The sequence below is a fragment of the Limnohabitans sp. TEGF002 genome, from assembly GCF_055395845.1.
On record NZ_AP029224.1, the window covers coordinates 2,217,606 to 2,241,542 of the forward strand.

General features: G+C 56.2%; 24 protein-coding genes and 1 tRNA gene. 9 read left to right on the forward strand and 16 right to left on the reverse strand.

The window, feature by feature from the left end; translation table 11 throughout:
* Positions 1-49 precede the first annotated feature (49 nt).
* A complete protein-coding gene (locus ACZ5SR_RS10995) occupies positions 50-979 on the forward strand; it encodes a ParB/RepB/Spo0J family partition protein (protein WP_464448717.1) in 930 nt (309 codons plus the stop codon).
* Positions 976-2,025: a plasmid partitioning protein RepB C-terminal domain-containing protein gene (locus ACZ5SR_RS11000; protein ID WP_464448718.1), complete on the forward strand. Its 1,050-nt coding sequence runs from the start codon at positions 976-978 to the stop codon at positions 2,023-2,025. The genes ACZ5SR_RS10995 and ACZ5SR_RS11000 overlap by 4 nt, the downstream gene beginning before the upstream one ends.
* A 31-nt stretch (positions 2,026-2,056) precedes the next feature.
* Here the strand turns inward: ACZ5SR_RS11000 and ACZ5SR_RS11005 are convergent, their stop codons facing one another.
* Both ACZ5SR_RS11005 and ACZ5SR_RS11010 read right to left on the reverse strand, forming a co-directional pair.
* Complete coding sequence (locus ACZ5SR_RS11005) at positions 2,057-2,830, reverse strand: YdcF family protein (RefSeq protein ID WP_464448719.1); 774 nt, start codon at positions 2,828-2,830, stop codon at positions 2,057-2,059.
* A gap of 52 nt (positions 2,831-2,882) precedes the next feature.
* On the reverse strand, positions 2,883-3,749 hold the full coding sequence (locus ACZ5SR_RS11010; RefSeq protein WP_464448720.1) for a Wzz/FepE/Etk N-terminal domain-containing protein: 867 nt from the start codon (positions 3,747-3,749) through the stop codon (positions 2,883-2,885).
* Positions 3,750-4,347: 598 nt separating this feature from the next.
* Here ACZ5SR_RS11010 and ACZ5SR_RS11015 point away from each other — a divergent pair.
* The 3 genes from ACZ5SR_RS11015 (at position 4,348) to ACZ5SR_RS11025 (ending at position 6,473) form a co-directional block, all read left to right on the forward strand.
* Positions 4,348-4,423, forward strand: a tRNA-Asn gene (locus ACZ5SR_RS11015).
* A 127-nt stretch (positions 4,424-4,550) separates the two neighbouring features.
* Positions 4,551-5,933, forward strand: coding sequence for a tyrosine-type recombinase/integrase (locus tag ACZ5SR_RS11020; RefSeq protein WP_464448721.1), 1,383 nt, complete (start codon positions 4,551-4,553; stop codon positions 5,931-5,933).
* A gap of 60 nt (positions 5,934-5,993) precedes the next feature.
* Complete coding sequence (locus ACZ5SR_RS11025; protein ID WP_464448722.1) at positions 5,994-6,473, forward strand: hypothetical protein; 480 nt, start codon at positions 5,994-5,996, stop codon at positions 6,471-6,473.
* Positions 6,474-6,486: 13 nt separating this feature from the next.
* On the opposite strand, the gene ACZ5SR_RS11030 is transcribed toward ACZ5SR_RS11025, so the two are convergent.
* Positions 6,487-6,978, reverse strand: coding sequence for a hypothetical protein (locus tag ACZ5SR_RS11030; RefSeq protein ID WP_464448723.1), 492 nt, complete (start codon positions 6,976-6,978; stop codon positions 6,487-6,489).
* Positions 6,979-7,061: 83 nt separating this feature from the next.
* On the reverse strand, positions 7,062-8,096 hold the full coding sequence (locus tag ACZ5SR_RS11035) for a hypothetical protein (RefSeq protein ID WP_464448724.1): 1,035 nt from the start codon (positions 8,094-8,096) through the stop codon (positions 7,062-7,064).
* 136 nt (positions 8,097-8,232) lie between these two features.
* Between ACZ5SR_RS11035 and ACZ5SR_RS11040 the strand changes: the two genes are divergently transcribed.
* Together ACZ5SR_RS11040 and ACZ5SR_RS11045 are read left to right on the forward strand one after the other, a co-directional pair.
* Positions 8,233-9,219, forward strand: a complete 987-nt coding sequence (locus ACZ5SR_RS11040) for a hypothetical protein (protein ID WP_464448725.1) — start codon at positions 8,233-8,235, stop codon at positions 9,217-9,219.
* 186 nt (positions 9,220-9,405) lie between these two features.
* Positions 9,406-9,582, forward strand: coding sequence for a hypothetical protein (locus ACZ5SR_RS11045; RefSeq protein ID WP_464448726.1), 177 nt, complete (start codon positions 9,406-9,408; stop codon positions 9,580-9,582).
* On the opposite strand, the gene ACZ5SR_RS11050 is transcribed toward ACZ5SR_RS11045, so the two are convergent.
* Positions 9,555-11,138 (reverse strand): hypothetical protein, encoded by a 1,584-nt coding sequence (locus ACZ5SR_RS11050; RefSeq protein WP_464448727.1) that lies wholly within the window; start codon positions 11,136-11,138, stop codon positions 9,555-9,557. The genes ACZ5SR_RS11045 and ACZ5SR_RS11050 overlap by 28 nt on opposite strands.
* 20 nt (positions 11,139-11,158) lie before the next feature.
* Here ACZ5SR_RS11050 and ACZ5SR_RS11055 point away from each other — a divergent pair, with 20 nt between their 5' ends.
* A complete protein-coding gene (locus ACZ5SR_RS11055; RefSeq protein ID WP_464448728.1) occupies positions 11,159-11,608 on the forward strand; it encodes a hypothetical protein in 450 nt (149 codons plus the stop codon).
* A gap of 245 nt (positions 11,609-11,853) precedes the next feature.
* Positions 11,854-12,426, forward strand: a complete 573-nt coding sequence (locus ACZ5SR_RS11060; protein WP_464448729.1) for a tyrosine-type recombinase/integrase — start codon at positions 11,854-11,856, stop codon at positions 12,424-12,426.
* Between the two features lie 24 nt (positions 12,427-12,450).
* Here ACZ5SR_RS11060 and ACZ5SR_RS11065 read toward each other — a convergent pair whose 3' ends face one another.
* From ACZ5SR_RS11065 to ACZ5SR_RS11115, 11 genes are all read right to left on the reverse strand, one after another.
* The gene (locus tag ACZ5SR_RS11065; RefSeq protein ID WP_464448730.1) at positions 12,451-14,514 is read right to left on the reverse strand and encodes a polysaccharide biosynthesis protein; all 2,064 of its coding nucleotides are present in this window, start codon (positions 14,512-14,514) and stop codon (positions 12,451-12,453) included.
* A gap of 141 nt (positions 14,515-14,655) precedes the next feature.
* Positions 14,656-15,258, reverse strand: coding sequence for an acetyltransferase (locus ACZ5SR_RS11070; RefSeq protein ID WP_464448731.1), 603 nt, complete (start codon positions 15,256-15,258; stop codon positions 14,656-14,658).
* Positions 15,258-15,818 carry a sugar transferase gene (locus ACZ5SR_RS11075; protein WP_464448732.1) on the reverse strand — a complete coding sequence of 187 codons (561 nt, stop codon included), beginning with the start codon at positions 15,816-15,818 and terminating at the stop codon, positions 15,258-15,260. The genes ACZ5SR_RS11070 and ACZ5SR_RS11075 overlap by 1 nt, the downstream gene beginning before the upstream one ends.
* A complete protein-coding gene (locus ACZ5SR_RS11080; protein WP_464448733.1) occupies positions 15,815-16,765 on the reverse strand; it encodes a UDP-glucose 4-epimerase family protein in 951 nt (316 codons plus the stop codon). The genes ACZ5SR_RS11075 and ACZ5SR_RS11080 overlap by 4 nt, the downstream gene beginning before the upstream one ends.
* Positions 16,766-16,776: 11 nt before the next feature.
* Positions 16,777-17,964, reverse strand: a complete 1,188-nt coding sequence (locus ACZ5SR_RS11085) for a glycosyltransferase family 4 protein (protein ID WP_464448734.1) — start codon at positions 17,962-17,964, stop codon at positions 16,777-16,779.
* A gap of 28 nt (positions 17,965-17,992) precedes the next feature.
* On the reverse strand, positions 17,993-19,156 hold the full coding sequence (gene wecB / locus ACZ5SR_RS11090; RefSeq protein ID WP_464448735.1) for a non-hydrolyzing UDP-N-acetylglucosamine 2-epimerase: 1,164 nt from the start codon (positions 19,154-19,156) through the stop codon (positions 17,993-17,995).
* A gap of 8 nt (positions 19,157-19,164) precedes the next feature.
* Positions 19,165-20,292: a UDP-2-acetamido-2,6-beta-L-arabino-hexul-4-ose reductase gene (wbjC, locus tag ACZ5SR_RS11095; protein ID WP_464448736.1), complete on the reverse strand. Its 1,128-nt coding sequence runs from the start codon at positions 20,290-20,292 to the stop codon at positions 19,165-19,167.
* A gap of 4 nt (positions 20,293-20,296) precedes the next feature.
* Positions 20,297-21,340, reverse strand: a complete 1,044-nt coding sequence (locus ACZ5SR_RS11100) for a polysaccharide biosynthesis protein (protein WP_464448737.1) — start codon at positions 21,338-21,340, stop codon at positions 20,297-20,299.
* A gap of 7 nt (positions 21,341-21,347) precedes the next feature.
* On the reverse strand, positions 21,348-22,136 hold the full coding sequence (locus tag ACZ5SR_RS11105) for an AglZ/HisF2 family acetamidino modification protein (protein ID WP_464448738.1): 789 nt from the start codon (positions 22,134-22,136) through the stop codon (positions 21,348-21,350).
* A 3-nt stretch (positions 22,137-22,139) separates the two neighbouring features.
* Positions 22,140-22,757, reverse strand: a complete 618-nt coding sequence (gene hisH / locus ACZ5SR_RS11110; protein ID WP_464448739.1) for an imidazole glycerol phosphate synthase subunit HisH — start codon at positions 22,755-22,757, stop codon at positions 22,140-22,142.
* Complete coding sequence (locus tag ACZ5SR_RS11115; protein WP_464448740.1) at positions 22,754-23,914, reverse strand: N-acetyl sugar amidotransferase; 1,161 nt, start codon at positions 23,912-23,914, stop codon at positions 22,754-22,756. Before ACZ5SR_RS11115 ends, hisH begins: the two co-directional genes overlap by 4 nt.
* Between the last annotated feature and the right edge of the window lie 23 nt (positions 23,915-23,937).

The following is a 23,937-nucleotide window of genomic DNA, read 5'->3' on the forward strand; positions in this document are numbered from 1 at the left end:
CACGCTGCAATTCCCACCACTTCAACACCCATGACCAAGGAGCCTGCTTATGCACCCCAACACCCCAGACAACGTCACCCTGGTGCCCATTGAGCGCATCGAAGTTCTTAACTCCAGGGATCGAAACATCAAGGTCTTTGAGGAGATCGTCGAGAGTATTCGACTCATTGGCCTGAAAAAACCCATCACCGTCACCCAACGCCCAGGCGAAGACGGTGAGCCGACCTACATGCTGGTCTGCGGAGAGGGACGACTTAACGCTTTTAGGATTCTGGGCGAGACCCACATCCCCGCCTTGGTGGTAGAGGTCAGCGATGAAGACGCCTTCATCATGAGCTTGGCAGAAAACATTGCCCGCCGAGGCTATCGACCCTTGGAAATCTTGGCCGATATTGAGCTGCTGCGAGAACGGGGTTACTCGGCCGACCTCATCATCCAAAAGACTGGACTCTCGCCCAAATACGTGCGCGACATCGTTTTTCTTCTGGAGCAAGGCGAGCAGCGCTTGATTGAGGGCGTGCAGCGCGGCACGATACCGCTGACCACCGCCCTTGAGATCGCGCGCGCCAGCGCCAACAACAGCAGCGGGGAAGACGGCGACAACAGCGCCTCCAACCTGGGCACCCTGCTGCAAGAGGCTTATGAAAGCGGTCAACTCAAGGGGCGACAAATCATCGAAGCCAAGCGCTTGATCGAAAAACGCCAAGAGCTTGGCCCAGGTTCCCCAAACGCCGGGCAGATCAAGCCCCCAACCTCCAGCTACAGCTTGGTCAGGGCTTATCAAAAGGAGGTGGATCGACAAAGAAAAATGGTGCTCAAAGCCGAGCACGCCCATCAGCGCTTATTGCTGGTGGTCCAGGGCCTCAAAAAGCTCTTTGCCGATGAGCACTTTGTCACGCTCCTGCGAGCCGAGCAACTGGAGACCTTGCCCAAATACCTGGCCGAGAGAATTGATCACTTTGAGGGAGCCACCGCATGAACGCACGCGACATTGACACACTGCAAGACAGCCCCTTGTTGTACACATCGGATGTGGCAGGCCCGCAGTCGCTGGTCAACGACCCGTCTGGATCGGGCGAGTTGCTCTTGGGAACGTTACTCGGGTTTGACATGCAAACCTGCCAAATCCCACTGGATGCACTGCTGCCGAGCAAAAAAGTGGTCAACGGCACCATGAGCACCCGCAAGTACAAACAGGTGGTCTCCTCCATACGAGAGATTGGTCTTATTGAGCCGCTGTCGGTCATACAGACCGATCAAGACCAATCGGAGTACTTGGTGCTGGATGGGCACCTGCGCACCTTGGCACTCAAAGAGTTAGGTATTGAAAGCGCGCCGTGTTTGCTGGCCAAAGACGATGAGACCTTTAGCTACAACCACCGCATCAATCGCTTGTCCACCGTCCAAGAGCACTACATGCTGCGCAGGGCCATTGACCGGGGTGTGAGCCGCGAGCGCTTGGCTCGGGCGTTTAACGTCAACCTCAGCGCCATCAATCGACGCATCAATCTATTGGAGGGCATTTGCCCCGAAGCGATTGAGTGGCTGCAAGACAAGCAATTCACGCCCGATGTCACCCGCATCTTGCGCAACATGAAGCCTGCTCGCCAGGTCGAGGCGGTCGAGCTCATGGTCTCGAGCAACACCATCACTTTGGCCCATGCTGAAGCCTTGCTCAAAGCTACCCCCGCAGAGCTTCGCACCGATCTCAGACCCACGCCGCGCGACAAGTCCTCCTCCATCGAGCAACTGGTCAAGCTAGAAAAAGAGATGAGCCAGGTACAGACTCAGTACAAAGATGCCGAACAGAACTATGGCTCAGATCTCCTGAACCTGGTGGTGGCTAAAGGCTACTTGACCAAGCTGCTGGCCAACGAGGTCGTCAAAACCTACATCGAGCGTGCGGAGCCCCATATCCTTGAGCAGTTTGAACTGGTGGTCAACACCGTGAGCATGGAAGAAGCACTGCAGCAAGAGCAGCAACTCGATGACAATGAGCCAGAGTGGAGTGAGCTCAACAGTTAAACCGTGATGAATGGATTGGGTTCGGGGGACGTTAACGGGTGAGCCGGTAAACCCATATCCCGAGCCACTCATGCAGCGCTGTTTGCCAGCGCACCAGGCTGTGCGCCAGTGAATATTCGGTCGGCGGCGTGGTGTGCCCAGTCCGATAGTCCACCGGATAGGCCGTGATCTTGCAGCCTACTGCCTCAAACTCGGCCATGCTGCGCGGCATGTGCCAAGCCGAGGTCACCAGCAGCCAAGGCTCTTGGCAGCGATCACCCAAGAGCTTGGCCACTTGCTGGGCGTTTTCTCGTGTGGTGCGTGATCCGCCTTCGAGCGTGACGCGGCTCATGTCCACACCTTGCGATACATAGAAGTGTTGTGCGAGCTCAGCCTCTGTGGTGCCCGTGGTCAGCAAGCGCCCTTCTCCACCCGAAAAAATCAATTGCAAATGCGGGTGCTGCTGCATCAAGCCCACGGGTGTGCTCATGCGCTCGGCTGACTCACCCAAAGGCACTTCTCCCCGAGCCGTAAACACGCTGGGGTGCTGTATGGCACCACCCAACACGATCATGCCCACATGGCGGCTGACCTCTTGGGCGGTGGGTACAGGGTACTGGTTTTCTAATGGGCGCAGCAAGGCATCAGGCAGGGCTCTAAAACCCAACAAACCCAGCGCCGCCAAGCCAGCCCACATCATGGCCAGAGCCGTTCTGCGCCAACGCTGGGTGAAACTCAAGATCAGCAAAGCCAGTACCCACCACAGCACCAACCAAAACAAAGGCTGGGTGATGGCTTGCAAGAGTTTGGAGGCGATAAACAACATGTCGATCAGCAGATATCAATGAACACTGCCGTTGACGGTGTGGGTCAAGACCTCAATTCGTCTTGGAAGCAATGCCAAACGATTGTTTGATCTGAGCAATCTTCTTGGCAGACTCTGGATTTGCTCCCGCATTGATCAACGCTTTGCGAATGAACACAAACAGCAGCAATGCAAAGCCACTGGCCAAGGCCGCAATCACGGCAACCATGGCACGCTTGCGCGGCATGGGCTTTTGCGCGAGCGTTGGGGTTTGAACAAACACCTCTGGGCCTTTGACGAGCAGCTGCCGCTCCATCTCTTGGATAGCTTTTTTGTTATCCAGCACAAGTGTGACCAATGAAGCAATGCTGCTCACCGCTTCCTCAGCATTTGAAGCTCCCACACTGCCTTTGGGAAAAGCTTGAACAAGCTGTTCAAAAGCCGTTTCAGCTACAGAAATGGCTTGTTTTCTGATCTCTATTTGCTGAAGGATATTGGCTTTGTCTTGACCTTTGGGCGTGAGCTCAGCCAGTAATCGAGAAATGGCTTGCTCGTTGAGCTTTTGAGCCTGCTCTGCAGAATTGGACTTCGCTGTGATGGTGACCAGCTTTGTTCGTTTGTCGACCGAGCTGACGAGATCCTTTTTAAGTGATTCTCTGGCGTCCTCCCGGACCCCCTCAGCTTCGCTTAAGTATCCAAATGATTCAGCGAGAGGGTCCAATATCGCAGCGGAATGCAATAGAGCAGCATCCTCCTCAGCAAGACGCAAAATGGCCGAGGATTGATACAAATTGGGCTTTAGAAAGGTCGCACCCGCAAAGGCGGCGATAGCAATCAACACAGGGGCAATGACCAAGAGCTTCCAAGACTCGGCAACAGTTACCAAGAGGTCGAGCAGATCAATTTCGTCGTCCATGGCGGACACAGGCGTTTCGTTCATGAGAAATTTGTTTTTTTAGAAAAGCAACGTCCATTGTAAAGGGCCTGCCCCCTACGTCAGGGCTAAGGCCGACCCAATGACAAAGGACAACATTTAAAGGTCGTCTTTTGTTATTTGCTGCTTCAGCGTTCTTTGACTTTTGGCAAGGGATCTTGATAAAAAAAGGCCCTCTGCATGGACACAGAGGGCCTTGGGTTTTAGCGCTGCCAAGCCCCATGTTTGCTGGGTTTTGGGAAGTTGTCAGGGGGTGCAAAAGTTACATTATGTAACTTTCTCAGGATTTTGCGAAAAGTTGCCCGGCTCAGCGCCAAATGACTGGCTTCATGCAACTCCGTTGGGTTGCCAAAATCACGTGTGTTGCATGCTCGAAGGTCACCAAACAGGCAGTTACTTGTATGAGTTCAAGCGCCTGTTTTTGAACCTCACATGAAGTCAAAAGCCTGTGTGCATGCGGGTTTGAGCGGGGTGCAAAAATTTTTGAAGTGGCTTGCAAAGAGCCTTATTTCTTTGCTACAATAGAAGGCTACAGAGCACAATGCGTTGGTTAACCAACCGAGTCCTATTTTTGTAGGACAGTGGCTCAAAAAACCGAATATATTCCTCGATAGCTCAGTCGGTAGAGCGCCGGACTGTTAATCCGTAGGTCCCTGGTTCGAGCCCAGGTCGAGGAGCCAAAAACCCTAATAAAAACAACGCCTTACAACGTTGTTTTTATTTTTTACTTTAATTACACGGTTATTACACGAATAATTAGGCTGCCACTGCTTGTTTTTTTCCACGGTCTGCGCATACACTAGCTGAATGCGAGTGCCAGCAACAGAAACCGTCGTCATCAAGCCTGAGTTAATACGGCTGGTGCGACGTGCTGACAGCAAAAAATGGCAAGTGCACTACAAGCTGGATGGGATCAAAACTTGGTTTCGCCGCAGCACCGATTGCAGCGATGTCAAGGAAGCCACCCGCATTGCAGAGCGCATGTGGATGAAGGCCACTTTTGATCACGAAGAAGGCCGCCCCGTCATCAGCAAAAAGTTCAAGCCTGTGGCCGAAATCGTGTTGCGCAAGCTTGAAGAAGAGATCAAAGCTGGTGCAGCCAAAGCCAGTGCGCGGGACTATGTGTCGGCCATCAAGCTGTACCTCATCCCCTTTTACGGCAACTACAACGTTGATAGCCTCAAGCCCGCCGTCATTTCCGACTTTCACCTCTGGCGCCGCGAAAAGGTTGGCAGAGAGCTCACCAGCAGCGCACAAAACAACCACAACGCTGCCTTCAACAAAGTCATCGACGAGGCCATTGAGCGCGGCTACCTGGCGGCTTACGAGCGACCCGTACCCAAAAACACGGGCACTGAAAACGACCGTCGCGCCGAGTTCAGTCATGAAGAGCTAGAAGCCCTACTCTCCTCCACGCCCAAGTTCATTGAAGATGGCCGTACCGTTCGCACCCGCATGATCCGCGAGCTGCTCACCATCTACGTGCCTTTTATGGCAGCTACAGGGATGCGTGCTGGCACCGAGGCGGAATACTTGGAGTGGCGCCACATCGATGTGGAAATTCGTGACAAGCAACCCATCTTGCATTTCAGGCTGCAGCGTGGCAAGCGGGGGGCTCGCAACTTTGTGGCCCACAACAGCTGCTGGCTCTTGCTAGAAAAACTGCGCCAGCTCAGCCCTGATCTGCAAGACATGACGCTGGAGCAAGTGCTCAAAAAACGTGTGGCCAAACGCTTGTTCCGCTTGCGCGACGGCTCCATACCCGACAACTGGAACAAGCCCTTCAGACAGTGGCTAGAAGACACGCAGTTGCTCAATTGCCCCGTCACAGGCAAGGAGCGCAGCTTGTACAGCCTTCGCCATTACTACGCCACCCAGCGCTTGCTGGAGGGCATTCCCATTCATGACTTGGCCGAGCAAATGGGCACCTCGGTGCTGATGATCACCAAGCACTACAGCCACCTCACGCCGCTCATGAAAGCCAAACAGTTTGCGGGTGTGGTGGACCCCGAGGGCAAAGGGGACGCTGAGCAAATTCGCGCCATCATGTCAGCTCAAATGGCCAACAACAACATCTTGAGCCTGGTGCAAATGGGCACAGGTATGACGCTGGCACTGACCCTTCAAAACTCCGACCTCAAAGACGACTTCGAAAACCGTCTTAAAAACGCGGCACCCCAAGCCGCTTAACCCCATCTTTTAACAAACTCCACACCACCGCCTACAGCCACGACTTTAAAAGCCTGCACCATGAGCGATCAACTGACCCAGTACTTCAACCACTTCGCTGAGAACGCCATTCAGCGGATGAAGTCGGCGATTTTGGCTATCAGCTTTTACGAGCGCATTAGGGCACGGCTCAAAAACGGTGAAGACTTGAGTGGTGAAATGCCACTTATCAAAAAAGTGGGTGCCAAAGGCACCCTTAAAGTGGTTGAACAAGCCATTGCCGATTACAAGCAACAGCGCGATCAAGCATGGGACATGAACCCTCGCCTACTGGACATCGGCAAATGCACCTGCAAACTGGTTGTGAATGAGCGAGAGCATCTGCCCAGAGCGGATTTGACCTACCTCTTTGCCAGCAGTGCGGGCAATGTGGCTATACACATCGCCTCAGCAGGTGAAAACTTCCGGTTGAATATCATCACTCCCAAAAACCCCATGGCTGCCAAACTGGCGATCACAGAGCTTGAGAAAAACCTCACCTTTATCGCTCTAACGACTTGATGAAAGCCCTGCTTCAATCCTGCTCTGCACTTTCGGGGAAACGGACATCAAATAGATAGCCCACTCGAGCATAAAAATCCGTCAAAGGCATTGGCTCCATGGTTGAAAACCCACTGTCGACATCAATGTCTTTGCCTAAATCGAGGTCTTTAACCGATTCACTGTTTTCGCAAATATTGAGAAGCTCATCCAAAGTATCCGAAATCGTGTACCTCGATTGCTCAAGGGCCTGCTGTACCCGACTGAGGTGTTCCTCAACAAGGCTAATTTCGTTTTCCCACAAATCAAGCCGCTTTTTGTCCAGGTACAGCGTGCATAACAGCTCCGATTGCAAGCCATAAAACGTGGCTTCTTGGCTGCCAAGCTCGCAGGCCGAGTAGTGCCGAATTGGACACATATCGTTTGAAGTCAATCGAGCGATTTCGCAAGCCACGGCTTCATAGCTACCATGAGGATATGGCGTTTGAAGCGGCTTGTCATGCCTGAATACAAAATACTTTTTCATCTGCGTGCTCCATATGCAATGGCGCTAGAGGTGTAGGCGGCGTTGCTGCATGACCGCCACGTCCTCTAGCTGGTGGTTTGATTTCACGACGCGTCGTCGCTCACCTGGGTGGCATCCACTTCAATGACTTCGGTGGTTTGGTACTTGAGTGGTACTGCCAATTGGCGCTGCATTTCTTGGCGCAGGTTGTCGGATTGCGTGGGGTCATTGGCCAGTCGCTTTTTGTAGTTGCGAATGCCGTGTTCCAACACGCTCAAGTTGCTGGGCATGGCTTTGCCCAAAAATTTGATCAGCGAATCCTCGAAGGACTTGCCCAAATCGTTGGCTGAGACGATCTTGTACTTGTCACCGGTCACGTGGTGGGCCACAAACACGCAAAACGTGCCCTCTTCTGCTTCGGTTTCACCTTCTTTGGGCTCGGTGTGCGGAATCACATCGCCACTAAAGCTCACCTCGCTTTTGGATGACAGCCCCACCAGCGTAAAAAATTCACGAATCAAGGCCGTGCGCTCTTTGCTGGTTTTGTCACCGCTTTTCTTGGCCAATTCGACCGACTCAATGTCTTGAATCTGGCTCACGCCACCACGGCGGGTGATGTAGTCGGGCAGCTCTGCGGGAGTGAGGTTTTCTTGCAGGGCCACGCTCAACACCTTGTTGTATCGGCTGGCGGTGACCTTGTCGGCGCGCACCACGTACTTGACCATCACCGCAATGGGCGTGGAGCTGGCCTTCATGGTGATGTTGTGGTTGTCCTTGAGCTCTTTGCGAACGGCCTCCAGGATTTTGTCCTTGTATTCGTTCTCTTCAATGCGCAGCGCCAAGTCGTAGATCGAGGCCAACAACTCGTACAAGGCGCGGTGGCCGCGCTGCACCACCTCCACTTCATAGCGCTCGCCCGCTTTGTACAGCTCCGAGCTTTCGTTCAAGAACTTCTCAACCGCCTTGGTTTTAGCGTCTTTAGCAGCCTGCTTTTCAGGGGTTTCTTTTTTGACCATGGGCACCACAAAGGCGCTGAGGTCAAAGGTTTCCAGGTCCACACCATCCATCTCGTCCACCACGGTGGTGGGCATCATAGTGGGCTGGGCGGTGTGTTTAATGGCTCCGTTGCTCAATTGCATGTCGTCTTCCTTTCAAAGGGTTACACAGCAAATCGCTGTCAACGCAGACTAAAACGGAAGGTCGTTAAAGATTTGTCAATAACCAAATCTGCAATAGTTTTTAAAGTGGGTTCTTTGTGCTGCAAAGGATCAGCCCATGGACATGCCCAACCATGCCCTGCAAACCAGCCAGCTGCTGGCGTCGAGCTTGCACTTTTGGTGGATTGCGTTTTTGCGCTGCAGCCCCGACTACTGGTGGATTTGCCAGCAAAACGGCGAGTGCCAAGACGAGCGGTTGGTCAAGGTGTGGGAAGACTTTGGTAACTTGTTTGATTACGACAGCCTCAACACCTGGTGGCATGACAAAGGGCCGGCACTGTTCGACTCGCCGCAGGCGGAAATCGACTTGGAATTGCCAATATCCCGCGATATGTTGGCAGGGCTGGAAGTCTTGGGCCAGCAAGACCTCACCACCTTTAAGCCTGGCATGCTGTATGTGGCCATTCCGCTGACCATGGACAGCGCACTGCTCAACATCCACATTGCTCGCGTATTCAAAACCGCGCGGGTGCGTGGCGAGCATTACACCGTGGGGGCCAAATATCGTCTCGAGACCATGGGCAAAAAAGGCCTGCCCACAGTGGTCCAAGCTTACTTGACCCACGCCCTCAAAATTTGCGTGGCACAAAGCGATGCTGCCAGCCCTATCCACCGCTGGGGTGGCTACCGCATGGCGCAGCAGCTGGCGCTCAGCCCACACAACCAGCCCAAACCCACAGACACACTCAACACCCAAAAGCGCAAACAAAACAGCACCCGCAGCAAACACAGCCAAGTCATCCAAGCGGCCAAAGCACTGATTGCCAATGTGGAGGTGGGGCGATTTCCCAGCCGCCAAGTCGTCAAAACGCGACCACGCTGGACAGCTCAACAGCAGCAAGGATTAAATCAAGCCATGGCGTCTGGCGCATGGCAACCCCAACACTGGCTTGAGCATGAGCACCACTTTATGCTGCCGCAACACAGCATGGCTCTGCCACACCACCCCGAAGAAACCACCCAAACCCAGCTGGCCATCTTGGCCGACTTGCAGGGCATTGAGCTGCCTTTTCTCAAACCCGTGCGACCCCGAAAAAAGGGCTAGAGTATTTTTACTATGCCTGTCGTCACCCCGCAGCGGGGCCTGCGCATTAGGCTCTTTGCCAGCCAAAACCGTCGTCTTTTGCGTCGATTGAGGGGTTTTTGGGGTCCTGATGAGAGTGACGAAGGAGCTGAAGGCGATGTGTCATCAGCACTTTAAGCGGCTGCAGCGGCAGCGCTAAATACTTGCATGAGAATTTGTGAAGTTGTCCAACCCAAAACCCCCGAGCAACAGCGGCTCGACAGCCTGCGCTCAGCCAGCAAGCGCGCCAGTGATGCGGTCAAACGCGAGCGGGATCGTCAAAAGCTGCAAAAGGCTCAACAAACCATCCGCACCATTCAGTCTTCCAGCAGCAGCGCCAAATGAGGGTACACCAGCTTAGCCACGGCCTCCTCGGCTTGTATGCGGGCATGGTGGTCTCGCTCCTCCTGCTCCACGTCTAGCAGGCGGGGCGTGTATCGCTCTAGCTCCTTGGGTGTGAGGTGCCAGTAGGGGTTGCCCGAATGCTCTTGCATGCAATGCTCAATTTCGGTCTTGAGCTCCACCCCCAGTTTTTTGCGAAACACGATGGCGTCGTGAATGTTGGCCAAAGGCACGCGCCCGCGTTTTGCGGCCTCTGCACGCACCACATCCATGATCTCGGTTTCATCGTGCTGGTACAAGTAAGCCAACACCTTGGCTTTACTGGGCCTGCCGGATTTGGTTTGCAGCACCGGCAGCCGCAGCAAATCTTGGCGCTCTTGCTTGACCTTGGCAAAAAGGTAATCGTCGAGCAGGCCTTGCTCCTCGATAAAGGCTTGCACGGTTTTGTCCGCCAAAAACCGCTGCCTGTCTTCGGTGTTTTTAAAGATGTCAACAATCGCTGGGTTGGTCCACTCGCCCGTTTCGCTTTTCCAGCCCGTACCAGTCGCCCGTGCGCTAAAGCTGATAGCGGTCAACGCGGTTTTGATCAACTTGGGCTGCAAGTCTTTGGGCACAGGGCTATCAGCGCCAAAGGTGAAGTACTGCACCGTGCCCATAAAGTCTTTTTTGTCCTCCAAGTAAAGCGTGGTGGCTTGGAAGACTTTGCGCACGTCTTGCCCAGGTGCTTGGGTTTGGATGTACTCTTTAGCCCAACCCATTTTCCAAGTGATCACGCTGCTGCGAATGTCGTACTCCCAGCAGTTACCCAAAATGGCGCGGCGCAGCTCTTTGTTGACGTTTTGAATGCTCACGCCATCGTAATAGGTGCGGCCAAAGTCACTAGGCTTTCTGCGCTGCGGAAAATGTCCTTCCAGCAAGCTAGAGATGGCCAAAACAATGCGCGCCTGGCGCAGCGCTTGGTCTTTGAGTTCACGGCTGATGTACTGGGCCTCCACTGCCAGCCAGTAGATGTAGCTTTTGAGGGACTCGACATCCACCTCCACCAGGTCAAACGCATCCAACGCGGCCAAATTTCTTTGGTACTTTTTAAATTCTGGGAACAGCAAGTGCATGAGAGCTAAGTTGCTGTCAGGGTCACCTCCTAGGTACTGGTCAATTTCTCGGTTAGTGGTGCTGTGAATCAAAATGTCTTCCTCTATGGCCAAGGTATCCACCATGGTCACCCACTGGGTCAGCTTGCAGTCGCTCACGAGGCCCGAGCGGCTGTTGCCTAAGACCACCGGCTCCACCAAATTCCATTTGTTTTGGCGCAGCCAGGCATGCAGCCGTATGCGTTGCCTGCCGATTTGCCCGCCTTCGTTGGCCAGCTTTTGCAGCGAGATTGAAAACAGCTCCAGCTTGCGCTGCATGGGGGTGGCTTGGCGCTGCAGGCTCGCAAACAGCATTTCTTCGAGCTTTTGCACATACTTGCGCAAAGCCTTGTCCGCTGCGTTGGGCGGTTTGGGAAACGCCTGCCTGAGCGCGAGGTACACAGCAGGGTTGACGGTGATTTTGATCATGGGCGCATGACTTGTGTTGTGTGGCCAAACTATTTAGCCAACACCCACAGCCTATCCAATATCCGTCAAAAAGTCACACGCTTATAGTAATTTCTAGTCAAAACAACCACCCCAATACCCAATATTGCCTGGTATTGCCTGGTATTGGGGTGCCTTGCTTGGTGGCGAAGCCAGTCAAGTCCTCTTTTTTTGCCACGGAAATGCCGAAAATTGGTGGTGCTGGGGTCAAAAATCACCACCTTGAAATGACAAGTACTCCACCCCAATTTTTTGCGCGGGCAAATTTTGACCCTGCAGAACCCTTTTGGGGGCAGCTGACAGCTATCAGCGCTGCAGATACCGTGCCAAAACCAGCTAAAAAACACCTCAAAAAAGCCCTGTACTGCGTCAAAACTCCATTCAGCGAGTCTGGGTGCTGGGCATCCAAATCAGCGCTTGTAGGGCTTAAAAGCGCTTCAAAAGTTGGGTAAAGCTGGCTGCCAAAAGCATCCTCGGCACCAAAAACCTATGAAAAGCAGCATTTTCATAGATTCTGGGGTTAAGCCGTTGAAATCATTGACGAAAAAAACCACCCAAAAAGTTATCCACAGCCCACTAAAAATCCACCAGAAACCCGCCACTTTGGCGGGCGATTGAACGGTTTCGGTTGCCCAAATAAACCTATGAAAACACAATAAAAGCAACGGGAACACAAGGTTTATAAGGGCAAAACACCATGGCACAAGCAAAAACACTGTCGGCAGCAGACATGCAGCAATTGCTAGATTACGTTGACACGCGCAAATACTCAGCACGCAACCGTGCCATGCTACTGCTCACGCATTGGGCGGGTTTAAGGGTGGGGGAAGTGGCGTGTTTGCGCTGGTGCGATGTCACCACCAACGAGGGCAAGGTCAGAGACGAGATTCGTCTGCTGCCCGAGATGACCAAGGGGCGCCAGCCGCGCACCGTGTTCATCAACGCCCGGCTCAAAGGTGAGCTGGAGGCCTACGTGGCGCAGGCCCGTTGCGTGGACCGGCAATACCCGCTGTTTGCCAGTCAAAAGAGTGTTTGCGTGGGCTTTAGCGCCAATAGCCTGGCGCAAACCTTTGCCCAGCTGTATGCGGGTGCTGGGCTTGATGGTGCCAGCAGCCACAGTGGGCGCCGCACGTTTTTAACCAACTTGGCCAACCAAGGCATTGCCATCCATTTGCTCAAAACCTTGGCTGGGCACCGCAGCATCCAAACCACTGCGGCTTATTTGTACAGCAGCCCTAACTTGCTGAAGGCTGCGGTGGAGTTGGCTTGATAAGACCAGATGAGCGCGTAAGCGCTATTCGTTAGCCACCGCATCCCGCTGCATGGCCAAATGCACCCAGTCCACCACCTCGCCGGTGGGTTGGTAGCCACTGACCAGGTCTTTGAGTAGGGCGCGGATCACCGGTACGTCGTTCACGCTCATGGCAATACTCAGGGCGTTGAGCTTTTGCTCTAGGGCGGGCCAGGGCAAAAACTGCTCGTGCGCCTTCATGATGCGCGGGTGCTGGGTGGGCTTGGGGTTATCGCCTATCAGCAGTTCTTCGTAGAGCTTTTCGCCGGGGCGCAGGCCGGTAACGGTGAGCTCGATGTCGCCATCAGGGTGCAGCTCGTCGCGCACCGTCAGGCCCGACAGCTCCACCATGCGGCGGGCCAGGTCGATGATTTTGACGGGCTGGCCCATGTCCAGCACAAACACATCGCCGCCCTGCCCCATGGCACCAGCCTGAATCACCAGCTGCGCCGCCTCGGGGATAGTCATAAAGTAGCGGGTGATATCGGCGTGCGTGAGGGTGATGGGGCCACCGTTTTTAATCTGCTCGCGAAAGAGCGGCACCACGGAGCCGCTGGACCCCAACACATTGCCAAAGCGCACCATCGAAAACGTGGTGCGGGTGCTGGGCACTTTGCCGCCTTGGCTGGTCACGGCAGGGTTTTGCTCGGCCAGAGACTGCAGCACCATTTCGGCCAGGCGCTTGGTGGCGCCCATGATGTTGGTGGGCCGCACAGCCTTGTCGGTGCTGATGAGCACAAAGTTGCGCACGCCGTTGCGCACCGCGGCTTCGGCACACACGCGCGTGCCCCACACATTGTTGCGCACGCCTTCGGCAGGGTTGTGCTCCACCAGGGGCACGTGCTTGTAGGCCGCCGCGTGGTACACCGTGTGCGGCTTCCAGGTGTCCATGATCTCGTGCATGCGCACCTCGTCGCAGACCGAGGCCAGCAGCGGCACCACCTCCACCCCAGCAATTTTTAATGCTCTGTCGGGCTCAAAAATAGGCTCGCCTTTGGCCGCTGATTGAATGGACTTCACATTTGCCAAGCCTTCGGCCAGCAACTCCACCAGCTCTTGGTGCACTTGGTAGAGAGCAAACTCGCTCATCTCCACCAGCAGCAGCTGCTTGGGGTGGGTGCTCAGGATTTGGCGACACAGCTCGCTACCAATGCTGCCGCCCGCCCCAGTCACCAACACGGTTTTGTTGTGGGTGTTGAGGTTGAGCAGCAGGCCGTTGGGCTTCACCGGCTCGCGGCCCAGCAGGTCGTCAATATCCAGCTCGCGCACATCGCTCAGACTCACTTTGCCGGTGGCAATGTCGCTTAAGCCTGGCAGGGTGCGCACGGCCACCTTGTTGGGCTTGAGGGTGTTGATGATTTCGTTGCGCCGCTGACGCGACACGCTGGGCAGAGCCAGCAGCACATCGGTGATGGCTGAGTCAGTGAGCAGCTCTGCCAAGTCAGCCGGGTTGTGTATGAGCAGGCCGTTAAGCACATGGCCGTGCAGGCGGTCGTCGTCGTCTAAAAAGCCCACCACACGAATTTCGGGGCTGTTGGCCATGGCCGATGCCAGTTGCCGGCCGGCGCTGCCTGCGCCGTAAATCAGGGCTTGTGGCAAAGCGGCTTTGCGCAGGTGCTGGTGGTACAGCCCCCCCAGCCACACCCGGGCGGCCGCGCGCGAAGCGCCCACTAGCACTAGCAGCAAAATGGGCTGGATGATGCCCACGGTGCGCGGCACCCCCGGCACGCCAATGAAGGTGAACAGCGCGGCAAAAGCCACGCCATACAACATCACTGCACGCGCCACCGCCACCATGGCCGACATACCACTGTAGCGGAAAATGGCCCGGTACAGGCCCGAGGTGATGAAGATGGGCAGGGCCGACACCACCGATGCCAACGCGGGCCAGATGGCAGGACCAGACAGGGGTACAAAACTGCCCAAGCGCAAATAAAAAGCCAGCCAGACGGTCAGCACACACAGTGCGGCGTCCAAAGCAAGTACGATTCCGCGTTTGACCGGGCGTGGCAATGCCAGCGCAGGGGCGGCCCAACGACTCAAAGTGCGCATCATGGCATCACCCATGATGTGAAATCCCGCAAGAGTCCCGAGTCCCGAGTCCCGAGTCCCGAGTCCCGAGTCCCGAGTCCCGAGTCCCGAGTCCCGAGTCCCGAGTCCCGAGTCCCGAGTCCCGAGTCCCGAGTCCCGAGATTTGAATTTGATTCGTTAGTCATTCTTGTATTTTGTGGTCTTGTTATCCACTGCTACACCCGGAGCCAGCGTAACCCCGGCCGGCACCCTTACCCCATACCCCAGGGCCGCCCCGGCCTGCATCCAGGCACCGTGACCCAGTACCGTGCCGCCAGCCATGCTGGCGTTCACGCCCAAGTGGCCGAAGTCTTCGACGATGGCGTGGTGGTCTACCACGGCGCCGCAGTTCACTATAGAACCCATGCCCAGGCGGGCTTCAGTACCCACAATGGCACCGGCCATTACAGCAGAGCCCTCACTCAACACCGCACTGGACGACACGATGGCCCGAGGGTGAACGACTGTCGCTAAAGCGAAACCCGTTGCGGCCAATTGCTGCATCAGCTTCTCGCGAATGGCGTTGTTGCCAATGGCCACAATAGTTTGATCAGCCGCAGCCCTGTGATGGCCGATGCCGACCATAGGTCCCAGCACAGCCACATTGAGCAACAATTTACCGGCCGGGAGTGCATCATCCAGAAATCCCACTACCTCAAACTGGCCAGACAATTCAGCCGCCTCTGCTACCGAGCGGCCATGCCCACCTGCGCCCACGACAAGCAATCGAATCTTGGCCATCAGTGTGACACCCCATCGCGTTGCACAACCTTCAAAAAGGTTAGCCACAAAATCTTGACGTCGAACCAAAAGTCTTGGCGCTGAAGGTATTCGGCATCCAATGCCACTTTCTGGGTAATGGGCAGTTCATCGCGCCCGTTCACCTGGGCCCAGCCGGTGAGTCCTGGCACCAGGGCGTGCACGTTTTTCTGCGTACGCAGCTCGATAAGGTCGTGCTGGTTGAACAAGGCCGGCCGGGGGCCAACGAAGCTCATGTCCCCAACCAGAATGCTCCAGAGTTGAGGCAATTCGTCGAGGCTGCTTTTGCGAAGGAAAGAGCCTATGGGCGTGAGGTACACCTTGGGGTCGGCCAACAAGTGCGTGGCCACAGCTGGCGTGCCCACCCGCATGCTGCGGAACTTGGGCATTTTGAAGATCTTGTTGTACCGGCCCACCCGGTCAGACCAATACAGGGCCGGCCCAGGGGACGTCAACCGCACCAGCACAGCCACCACCACCAGGGGAACCAACAGAACGGCTGCAGCCATCAAGCCCAGCACCAAATCGAACAACCTTTTCACGGTTTCATGCCCTCCACCGCTTTCTTCAACCCTTGGTCCAGCGTCAGGGGCGGGGACCAGCCCAGCAGCCGGCGGGTTTTCTCAATATCCACCTGCAAAGAACCACACAGGCGCTGCGCCACTGCGCGCTTATCCAGCAGGGATGCACACAATTCCAGTACAGACGCAGGCACAGGCAACAGCAACGCCTTTTTATCCATGGCCTGTGCTGTACGGCGCAAAAGTTCGGTTGTGGATACGTCTTCCCCGTCTGACACCAAAAAGGTCTGCCCGGCTGCAGCGGGGTGAGTCAAGCAGGTCACCAGCAAGTCCACTAGGTTGTCGAGTGCCACCATGCTGCGGGCGTTGTGAATGGTGCCCAAAGGCAAGGGAATGCCGCGCGCCACCCAGCAGATCATGGACGCGAAGTTGGCCTTCACGCCAGGGCCGTACACCAAAGGTGGCCGTACAATCACCACCTGCATACCGCTTTGCGCTTCAATCTCGCGCAAGCCGTGCTCGGCTTCCAGCTTGGACACACCGTAAGGGTCCAATGGAGATGGTGCATCATCAGCCGTAAACGGATGGCCGGGCTGAGTGGTCTCTCCATTCACCTTGATAGAGCTGACGAACACAAACCGACGCACCCCTGCCTGGGCCGCCTGGCGGGCCAGGTTAAGCGTTCCATTCACATTCACTTCACGGTAGGCCTGCAAGGGGTCCGTCGCATCGTCCTGCATCACATGCACACGCGCTGCGCAATGCACCACCGCATCAATGCCTTGCAGGGCCAAGCCCCAGTCTGTGGTGGGCAGCAAATCACCCACCTGGAATTGCCGCCCCCCTTCGTACCCCGAGTCTGCATTGTGGCGAACCGCTGCCACCACACCTTTGCAGGCGGGTTCTGCAGCCAATCGCCTCACCAATGCGCCGCCCACAAACCCTGTGGATCCCGTCACCAAAATCATTATTCTTTCTTTCAAGCAGTGGCTTTGCTTGTGGCTACAGCCTCAGCCAACAGCGCCTCCAGGCGGTCCATCAATTGGGTGCGACCAAACTCTCGCTGGGCGTAATTCCGCCCATGCAACCCCATCTGTTTTCTCTCGGCCGTTGGCATGGCGGCCAAAGCCAGCACCGCTTGGGCCAGGCCAGCGCCATCGCCCGCCTCGCAAGTCAGGCCGGCCTGGGCATCACGGATCACAGCCGCACCCTCACCATCCAGCATACCCAGTAAGGGGATACCGGCCATCAGGTACGACTGCACCTTGCCGGGTATCGTCATGGTGAACACCGGGTCGCGCTTCAACGAGACCAGCAGCGCATCGGCATGGGCGTAAAACGACGGCATGCGCTCCACGGGGAAACGACCTGGCAGCAGCACCTGTTTATCCAGCCCACGCCTCACCACCTCGGATTGCAGCCAGTCGGACTTGCGCCCATCACCCACAATCACCCACCGGATCCTGGTGTCGCCTTTCAATCGTTCGGCGGCATCCAGCACCGCCGGCATGTCTTGTGCCTCGCCTATATTGCCGGCAAACACCACGGTGAAGCCATCCTTCCATTCGGGCACCTCCGGGGCTGGCTTGACGCTGTCGTCCATGAACACGTTCTCCGCCCAACTCGGGAAGTAACGGATCTTGGCTTTGTCATCGCAATAGCGGGCAATGCTGCCCAGGAAGCCCCTCGACTGCCCCAACACCAAAGTGCAGCGGTTGTAGATGTAGCGCACCAAGTGCCCTACCCAACACAACACCCGGGGCGAACGCACCACGCCTATGGCGGCCAAGGTTTCTGGCCACAAGTCCAGCGCCCAGAACACCACCGGCACATTCTTGATTTTGCCCAGCCAGACTGCCGGCAGCCCTACTGTCACGGGCGAAGGTTCGAACACAAAAATCACATCGGCTGGTTTGCCCCGCAAGCGCCAGGGTCCAAAAACGCCACCGCCCACCACAAAGCTCAGGTAATTCAACATCAGGCGCAAGCCGCCGCTACCGCGAGGCAACATGGGCACACGCACCACTTCGGCACCTTCGTATGTAGCGAAAGCGCTGGGCTGATTCTGGTAGGCATCGAACACCTTGCCCGCCGGGTAATTGGGAATGCCGGTGAGCACCGTCACCTGGTGGCCACGCTGCACCCACTCTTTCACCAGGTCATTCACGCGAAAGTTTTCCGGCCAGAAGTACTGGCTAACAACCAAAATCCGCAAAGCCGCCTCTGTACTTCTTCCACACCACGCGGTTCACGTAATCGGTGTAACTGTGGACGATTCGCACCACCTTGTCGCTCACGTTGGGCATGCTGTAGTCAGCCACCAGGCGCAGGCTTCGGTCGGCGCCTCGCGGCTGTGTGGCCAGAACGGCCAGCCCCTGGCGCACGCGTTCTACTTCCAAGCCCACCATCATCACGGCGGCTTCTTCCATGCCTTCGGGGCGCTCGTGGGCTTCGCGCAGGTTCAGCGCCGGAAAGTTGAGAATGGACGATTCCTCGTTGATGGTGCCACTGTCGGAAAGCACCGCCTTGGCCTGCATTTGCAGGTTCACGTAGTCGTGAAAGCCCAAGGGCTTCATCAGGCGCACCAGGGGGTGGAACTGAGCACCCGTGGCATCTACCCGCTTCTGGGTGCGGGGGTGGGTGGACACCACCACCGGCAAGCCATGGTCTTCGGCCAGCGCATTCAGCACCGCCACCAGTTTGGTGAATGACTTGTCCGATTCGATGTTTTCTTCGCGGTGAGCGCTGACCACAAAATACTGCTCGGGCTTCAACCCCAGGCGGCTCAGGGCGTTGGACGCCTGAATTTGCGGCAGGTAGTGGTGCAACACCTCATACATCGGGCTGCCGGTCTTGATGACCTGGTCGGGCGGCAAGCCCTCGCGCAGCAGGTAATCGCGGGCAATGGTGCTGTAGGTGAGGTTGATGTCGGCCGTGTGGTCGACGATGCGGCGGTTCGTCTCTTCAGGCACCCGCTGGTCAAAGCAGCGGTTGCCGGCTTCCATGTGAAAGATAGGCACTCTGCGCCGCTTGGCCGGAATCACAGAAAGGCAACTGTTGGTGTCGCCCAGCACCAACATGGCTTCGGGCTCCACCTGGGCCAGCACGCCGTCCACGGCGGTGATGAGGTTGCCTATGGTGTTGGCGGCACCCGTGCTGCCCTCGGCGCTGTTCAAGAAATAGTCGGGCTTGCGCACGCCCAGGTCGTCAAAAAACACCTGGTTCAGTTCGTAGTCGTAGTTTTGGCCGGTGTGCACCAGCACATGGTCGCAATGCACGTCCAGTGCCGCGAGCACGCGCGACAGGCGGATGATCTCGGGCCGTGTGCCCACGACCGACATGATTTTGAGTTTTTTCATATTAAATCTCACAGTGGGCAGGCAAAGGTATCGGGGCGCTGGCGGTCGAACACCTCGTTGGCCCATAGCATCACGATCATTTCGTCTGTGCCGATGTTGGTGATGTCGTGCGTCCAGCCCGGCGCGGTTTCTACGATTTCGGCTTTTTCGCCGCTGGTGGTGAGTTCGTACGATTCGCCAGTGTGCATGTGGCGGAATTTGAAGCGCGCCTGCCCTTTGATGACCAGAAACTTCTCGGTTTTGCTGTGGTGGTAGTGCCCGCCGCGCGTGACCCCCGGGTGCGCGGTGAAGTAGCTGAACTGGCCACAGTCAGGGGTTTTGAGCATTTCAGCGAACACGCCGCGCGGGTCGCCGTACATGGGTACGGTGTAAGTGAAGGCATCGGGTGGCAGGTAGCTCACGTAGGTGGCATACAAGGCGCGAACCAGGCCAGTGCCCACCCGTTCGGTCAGCAAGGTCTGGCGGCTGTCTTTGAAGGCTTGAATGAGGTTGGCCACTTCACCCACCGTGGTGGTGTACTGTGGGGCCACCACTGCAAAGCCGTTGGCATCGGCTGCTGTATCCGCGCTGTCCATCAACTGGATGAAACGCTGCAACACATCGTCCACGTACACCAGGGTCAACGGTGCACCGGGGTCGTTGACTTTGATGGTCAGATCGCGAGCCACGTTGTGGCAGAACGTGGCCACGGCAGAGTTGTAGTTGGGCTTGCACCATTTGCCAAACACATTGGGCAGGCGGAACACGTGCACTGGCACACCATGTTGGCGCTGCAGGGCAAACAGGGCGTCTTCGGCAGCGCGCTTGCTGGCACCGTAAAGGTTGTCCAACGCCGCCTGGATTGACGATGTAAACACCGCTGGCACCTTGCGGCCAGTGGCTTCGGCCACGCCAGCCACTGCCTTGCACAGCGCCACCGTCAAATCCGTATTACCGGTGGCAAACTCCGCCGGGTCTTGCGGGCGGTTGATGCCTGCCAGGTGGAACACAAAACCCACGCCATCCAGCAGCTCGGGCAGTTGATCAACCGAATGTTCGCGTGTGAAGCAGACTACCTCCACGTCTTTGCGCTCAGCCAAATGCAGTTTCAGGTTTTTACCCACAAAACCATTGGCACCGGTGATGAGCACTTTCACGCTTTCACTCCTCGGTCACGGCGTGCTCGCCGCGAGCAATTTTCTGCATAAAGTCCAGCTTGAGCAGCAATTTCTTCATGCCCTCCACATCCAGCCTCTGGGTGTTGTGGGAGTTGTAGTCTTCGCCATGGGCGGTCTGGGTGAGTTTTTGCTCGCCTTGGTCGACGAACTTGGCGTAATTCAGGTCGCGGCCATCGGCAGGTACGCGGTAATAGTCGCCCATGTCCTGGGCGGTGGCCATTTCTTCCCGACTCAGCAGCGCTTCGTAGAGCTTTTCGCCGTGGCGGGTGCCCATCACATTCACGGGGTGGTTGGGCTTGCTCATCAGTTCCAGAATGGCTTTGGCCAGCACCTCCACGGTGGAGGCAGGGGCCTTCTGCACAAAAATGTCGCCGTTGCTGCCATGCTCAAAGGCGTACAGCACCAAGTCCACCGCATCGGCCAGCGTCATCATGAAGCGGGTCATCGATGGGTCGGTGATGGTGATGGGTTTGCAGCTGAACACCTGGTCCACAAACAAGGGAATCACCGAACCGCGCGATGCCATCACGTTGCCGTAACGGGTGCCGCAGATCACGGTTTGGGTGCATTCCAGGTTGCGGCTGGCGGCCACCATCACCTTCTCCATCATGGCCTTGGAAATGCCCATGGCGTTGATGGGGTACACCGCTTTATCCGTGCTCAGGCACACCACGCGCTTCACGCCTGCACCAATGGCGGCTTCCAGCACGTTCTCGGTGCCCAGCACATTGGTGCGCACTGCCTGCATGGGGTGGAATTCGCACGATGGCACCTGCTTGAGTGCGGCGGCGTGGAACACAAAATCCACACCGCGCATGGCCTGCTCCACACTCCGCGAATCGCGAACGTCACCAATGTAGAACTTGAGCTTGGCGCTGCTGTAGCGCTTGCGCATGTCGTCCTGCTTTTTCTCGTCACGGCTGAATATCCGAATCTCGCGGATATCTGTGTCCAAGAAGCGCTTGAGCACGGCGTTACCAAACGAGCCCGTCCCCCCGGTAATCAACAAAGTCTTTGAGTCAAACATAGAACATTTACACCTTGGCTAATGCAGCCTTGCACATCTGAATTTTCAGCTCGGGGTTGGGGTAGTTGATCAAAACCGCCCGGTACTTACCCTTGAACACAAACAAACTGCCAGCCGCTGCCCCCACCACACCCAACTTGCTCACCAAATCGCTCAAATGTTCCAACGTGCCAGCACCACCCAGAAACGTTGTTGGTACACTCAATACCGCCTTCACTTGCGCCGCCAAGTCGAGGTCGTAACCTTGCATGGTGCCGTCCCGGTCCACGGCATTGATCACCACCTCACCCGCACCTGCCTCCTGAAACTGCCTGGCCAATGCCACCGGATCCACCTTGTGGGTCACGGTGGCATTGTGGGTACACACCTCAGAGCCTTTGCTAAACAAACCAGCGCGCTTGCGCACATCCAGCACCGCTACCACGGACTGCCGGCCCACCGAGGCCGCCATCTGGGTTAGCAGGCCCGGGTTGGCAATGGCGGCGGCACTCACTGCCACTTTTTCAACCCCCATGTCCACCAAGCGCATGGCCTGTTGGGCTGTGGTCACCCCACCGCCATAGCACAAGGGCATGCGGCACTCCGCCGCCAGCTTGGCAATCAAGGCAAAGTCTGGCGGTACGCCGTTGCGGGTGGCGTCAATGTCCAGCACCATCAACTCATCGGCTTCTTTCTCGTTGAAGATGCGGACGGCGTTGATCGGGTCCCCCACGTACTTTAGGTCTTTGAAATTCTGGGTTTTCACCAGCCCGCCCTTGTGGACCAGCAGGCAGGGAATAATCCTGGGGCGCAACATGGTTCACAACTCCACAAAGTTCTTCAGGAGTTGCTCACCCCAGTGGTGGCTTTTTTCTGGGTGGCATTGCACCCCGTGGATGTGCCCCCTTGACACCACGGCGTCAAAATCCAAGCCATAGTGTGCGGTGGCGGCCACGTCGTTCTTGTCTTCGGCGTCGTAAAAAAACGAGTGAAGAAAATAAAACTGTGTGCCGCCTTCAAAACCCCTTGAAAGCAATTTGCTGCCGGGTCGTGCTTCCAACTCGTTCCAACCCATGTGCGGCATGGGCAGTTGCGCACTTTTGGCATGGTTGGCAAATGCTCGCACGCGCCCGGGCACCCAACCCAAACCCGGGATGGTGCCTTCGTCTGACCCGTGCGCGAGCATCTGCATGCCCACGCATATACCAACGATAGGTGTTTGCGCACCCAAGACCAACTGTTCCAGCTTGGGGCGCAGGCCCGAGTCGTTCAAGCGCTGCATGGCATGGTCGAAGTGCCCCACTCCTGGCAACACCAAACGCTGTGCGCCCAACAACTCTTCACTGGTACTGGCCCGGCGTGCCTTAACCCCAATGCGTTTGAACAGGTTCAAGAAAGCCTGAATGTTGCCTACACCGTAATCCACGATGCAGATCATCGGAAATACCTCTTCTCCAAACCCAACTTGCGCAGGATAATGGAGCCCAAACCAATCAAGTCACGCTTGTTCTTGTAGTCGCGGTAGGTTTTTTTGGGGCTATCAAACAAAGCTTGCAACTCGGCCACCGTCAACCCCAACTTGTGCGCCACGTACTCAAACTCCTGTTTCAAAAAGTGTTCGTCCATCTCGGGGCGTGAAATACGGTCCAGCGCTTGCTCTCGGGTCATTTGACCGGTCATGATCAGGCTGGAAAAGTGAGCTCTCCGCTTCTCAAACCCAAAGCGGCGCGGCAGCCAGTAATCTTCGTAAAAGCGTGTGAAGCGCGACTCGTGGTGCTTGTGCTGGAAGCGCTGCCAGCCAAAGCGGCGCTCGAGTTCGTCCTCCGCGTCTTTCTTCACGTAAGGCACCAAATTGAGCGGGTGGTGCACCTTCATGCCCAGCACCTTCTGGTACCAAAGCTTATAAACCAGAATGTCAACCAATGGAAAGTCACCGTTAGGCTGGCCGTCGCCGCACTTTGCCCAAATATCACCAAACAAAGTTTTGTCTATGCCCAGGTAGCCCCCCCATTCTTCGGGTTCACGGCAGCACTCAGTTGAAAAGTTGGAGCCTGTAATGATATGCTTGATCTTGTACTTTCGTGCAAACCTGTACAGGCCTGAAAAGAACGCAGCATCTTGCACCAGATCCTGGTCTGGAATGCCCGCCCGCAAAAAAGCCACTTGCATCCGCTTGACGGCCTCCCAGTTAACCACGTCGGTGTAGAGGTCAAGACCCAAGCCATCCACCAGTTTCTCGATGTTGCCTACGGCCTGATCGGTGTTCCATCCGGCATCCACATGGAAGAGCAAAGGTCGCAGACCCATTTTCTCTTTAGCCACGTAAGTAACGTAAGAACTGTCCAGGCCGCCACTCAAGCCAATGATGCAATCAAAGTCTTTGCCTTTACCGGCCTCACGTATTGCGTCGGCCATCAGCGCGAGCTTGCGTCCGCCTTCAGAGCCAAAGTCCCATTTGGGCTGAATGGTGGCGTCGTAGTTACTGCAAAAATCACAATGCCCTTGCTCGTCGAACAAGATGCTTGGGTCCGAAGTATCCATAATGCATCTGTTGCAGATTTTTTTTCGACTGGAGCTTGCGCTGACTAAAACCATATCAAGAAATTCCGATGGATTTA

What these genes read in the sequence shown, in the direction of transcription:
- ACZ5SR_RS10995 (WP_464448717.1), top strand. Translation starts at nt 50, where the DNA reads ATGCACCCCAACACCCCAGACAACGTCACCCTGGTGCCCATTGAGCGC.
- ACZ5SR_RS11065 (WP_464448730.1), bottom strand. Translation starts at nt 14,514, where the DNA reads ATGGGTGATGCCATGATGCGCACTTTGAGTCGTTGGGCCGCCCCTGCG.
- ACZ5SR_RS11000 (WP_464448718.1), top strand. Translation starts at nt 976, where the DNA reads ATGAACGCACGCGACATTGACACACTGCAAGACAGCCCCTTGTTGTAC.
- ACZ5SR_RS11115 (WP_464448740.1), bottom strand. Translation starts at nt 23,914, where the DNA reads ATGGTTTTAGTCAGCGCAAGCTCCAGTCGAAAAAAAATCTGCAACAGA.
- ACZ5SR_RS11100 (WP_464448737.1), bottom strand. Translation starts at nt 21,340, where the DNA reads ATGTTTGACTCAAAGACTTTGTTGATTACCGGGGGGACGGGCTCGTTT.
- ACZ5SR_RS11030 (WP_464448723.1), bottom strand. Translation starts at nt 6,978, where the DNA reads ATGAAAAAGTATTTTGTATTCAGGCATGACAAGCCGCTTCAAACGCCA.
- ACZ5SR_RS11005 (WP_464448719.1), bottom strand. Translation starts at nt 2,830, where the DNA reads ATGTTGTTTATCGCCTCCAAACTCTTGCAAGCCATCACCCAGCCTTTG.
- ACZ5SR_RS11035 (WP_464448724.1), bottom strand. Translation starts at nt 8,096, where the DNA reads ATGCAATTGAGCAACGGAGCCATTAAACACACCGCCCAGCCCACTATG.
- ACZ5SR_RS11025 (WP_464448722.1), top strand. Translation starts at nt 5,994, where the DNA reads ATGAGCGATCAACTGACCCAGTACTTCAACCACTTCGCTGAGAACGCC.
- hisH (WP_464448739.1), bottom strand. Translation starts at nt 22,757, where the DNA reads ATGATCTGCATCGTGGATTACGGTGTAGGCAACATTCAGGCTTTCTTG.
- wecB (WP_464448735.1), bottom strand. Translation starts at nt 19,156, where the DNA reads ATGAAAAAACTCAAAATCATGTCGGTCGTGGGCACACGGCCCGAGATC.
- ACZ5SR_RS11080 (WP_464448733.1), bottom strand. Translation starts at nt 16,765, where the DNA reads ATGATTTTGGTGACGGGATCCACAGGGTTTGTGGGCGGCGCATTGGTG.
- ACZ5SR_RS11105 (WP_464448738.1), bottom strand. Translation starts at nt 22,136, where the DNA reads ATGTTGCGCCCCAGGATTATTCCCTGCCTGCTGGTCCACAAGGGCGGG.
- ACZ5SR_RS11020 (WP_464448721.1), top strand. Translation starts at nt 4,551, where the DNA reads ATGCGAGTGCCAGCAACAGAAACCGTCGTCATCAAGCCTGAGTTAATA.
- ACZ5SR_RS11070 (WP_464448731.1), bottom strand. Translation starts at nt 15,258, where the DNA reads ATGGCCAAGATTCGATTGCTTGTCGTGGGCGCAGGTGGGCATGGCCGC.
- ACZ5SR_RS11045 (WP_464448726.1), top strand. Translation starts at nt 9,406, where the DNA reads ATGAGAATTTGTGAAGTTGTCCAACCCAAAACCCCCGAGCAACAGCGG.
- ACZ5SR_RS11010 (WP_464448720.1), bottom strand. Translation starts at nt 3,749, where the DNA reads ATGAACGAAACGCCTGTGTCCGCCATGGACGACGAAATTGATCTGCTC.
- ACZ5SR_RS11050 (WP_464448727.1), bottom strand. Translation starts at nt 11,138, where the DNA reads ATGATCAAAATCACCGTCAACCCTGCTGTGTACCTCGCGCTCAGGCAG.
- ACZ5SR_RS11040 (WP_464448725.1), top strand. Translation starts at nt 8,233, where the DNA reads ATGGACATGCCCAACCATGCCCTGCAAACCAGCCAGCTGCTGGCGTCG.
- ACZ5SR_RS11060 (WP_464448729.1), top strand. Translation starts at nt 11,854, where the DNA reads ATGGCACAAGCAAAAACACTGTCGGCAGCAGACATGCAGCAATTGCTA.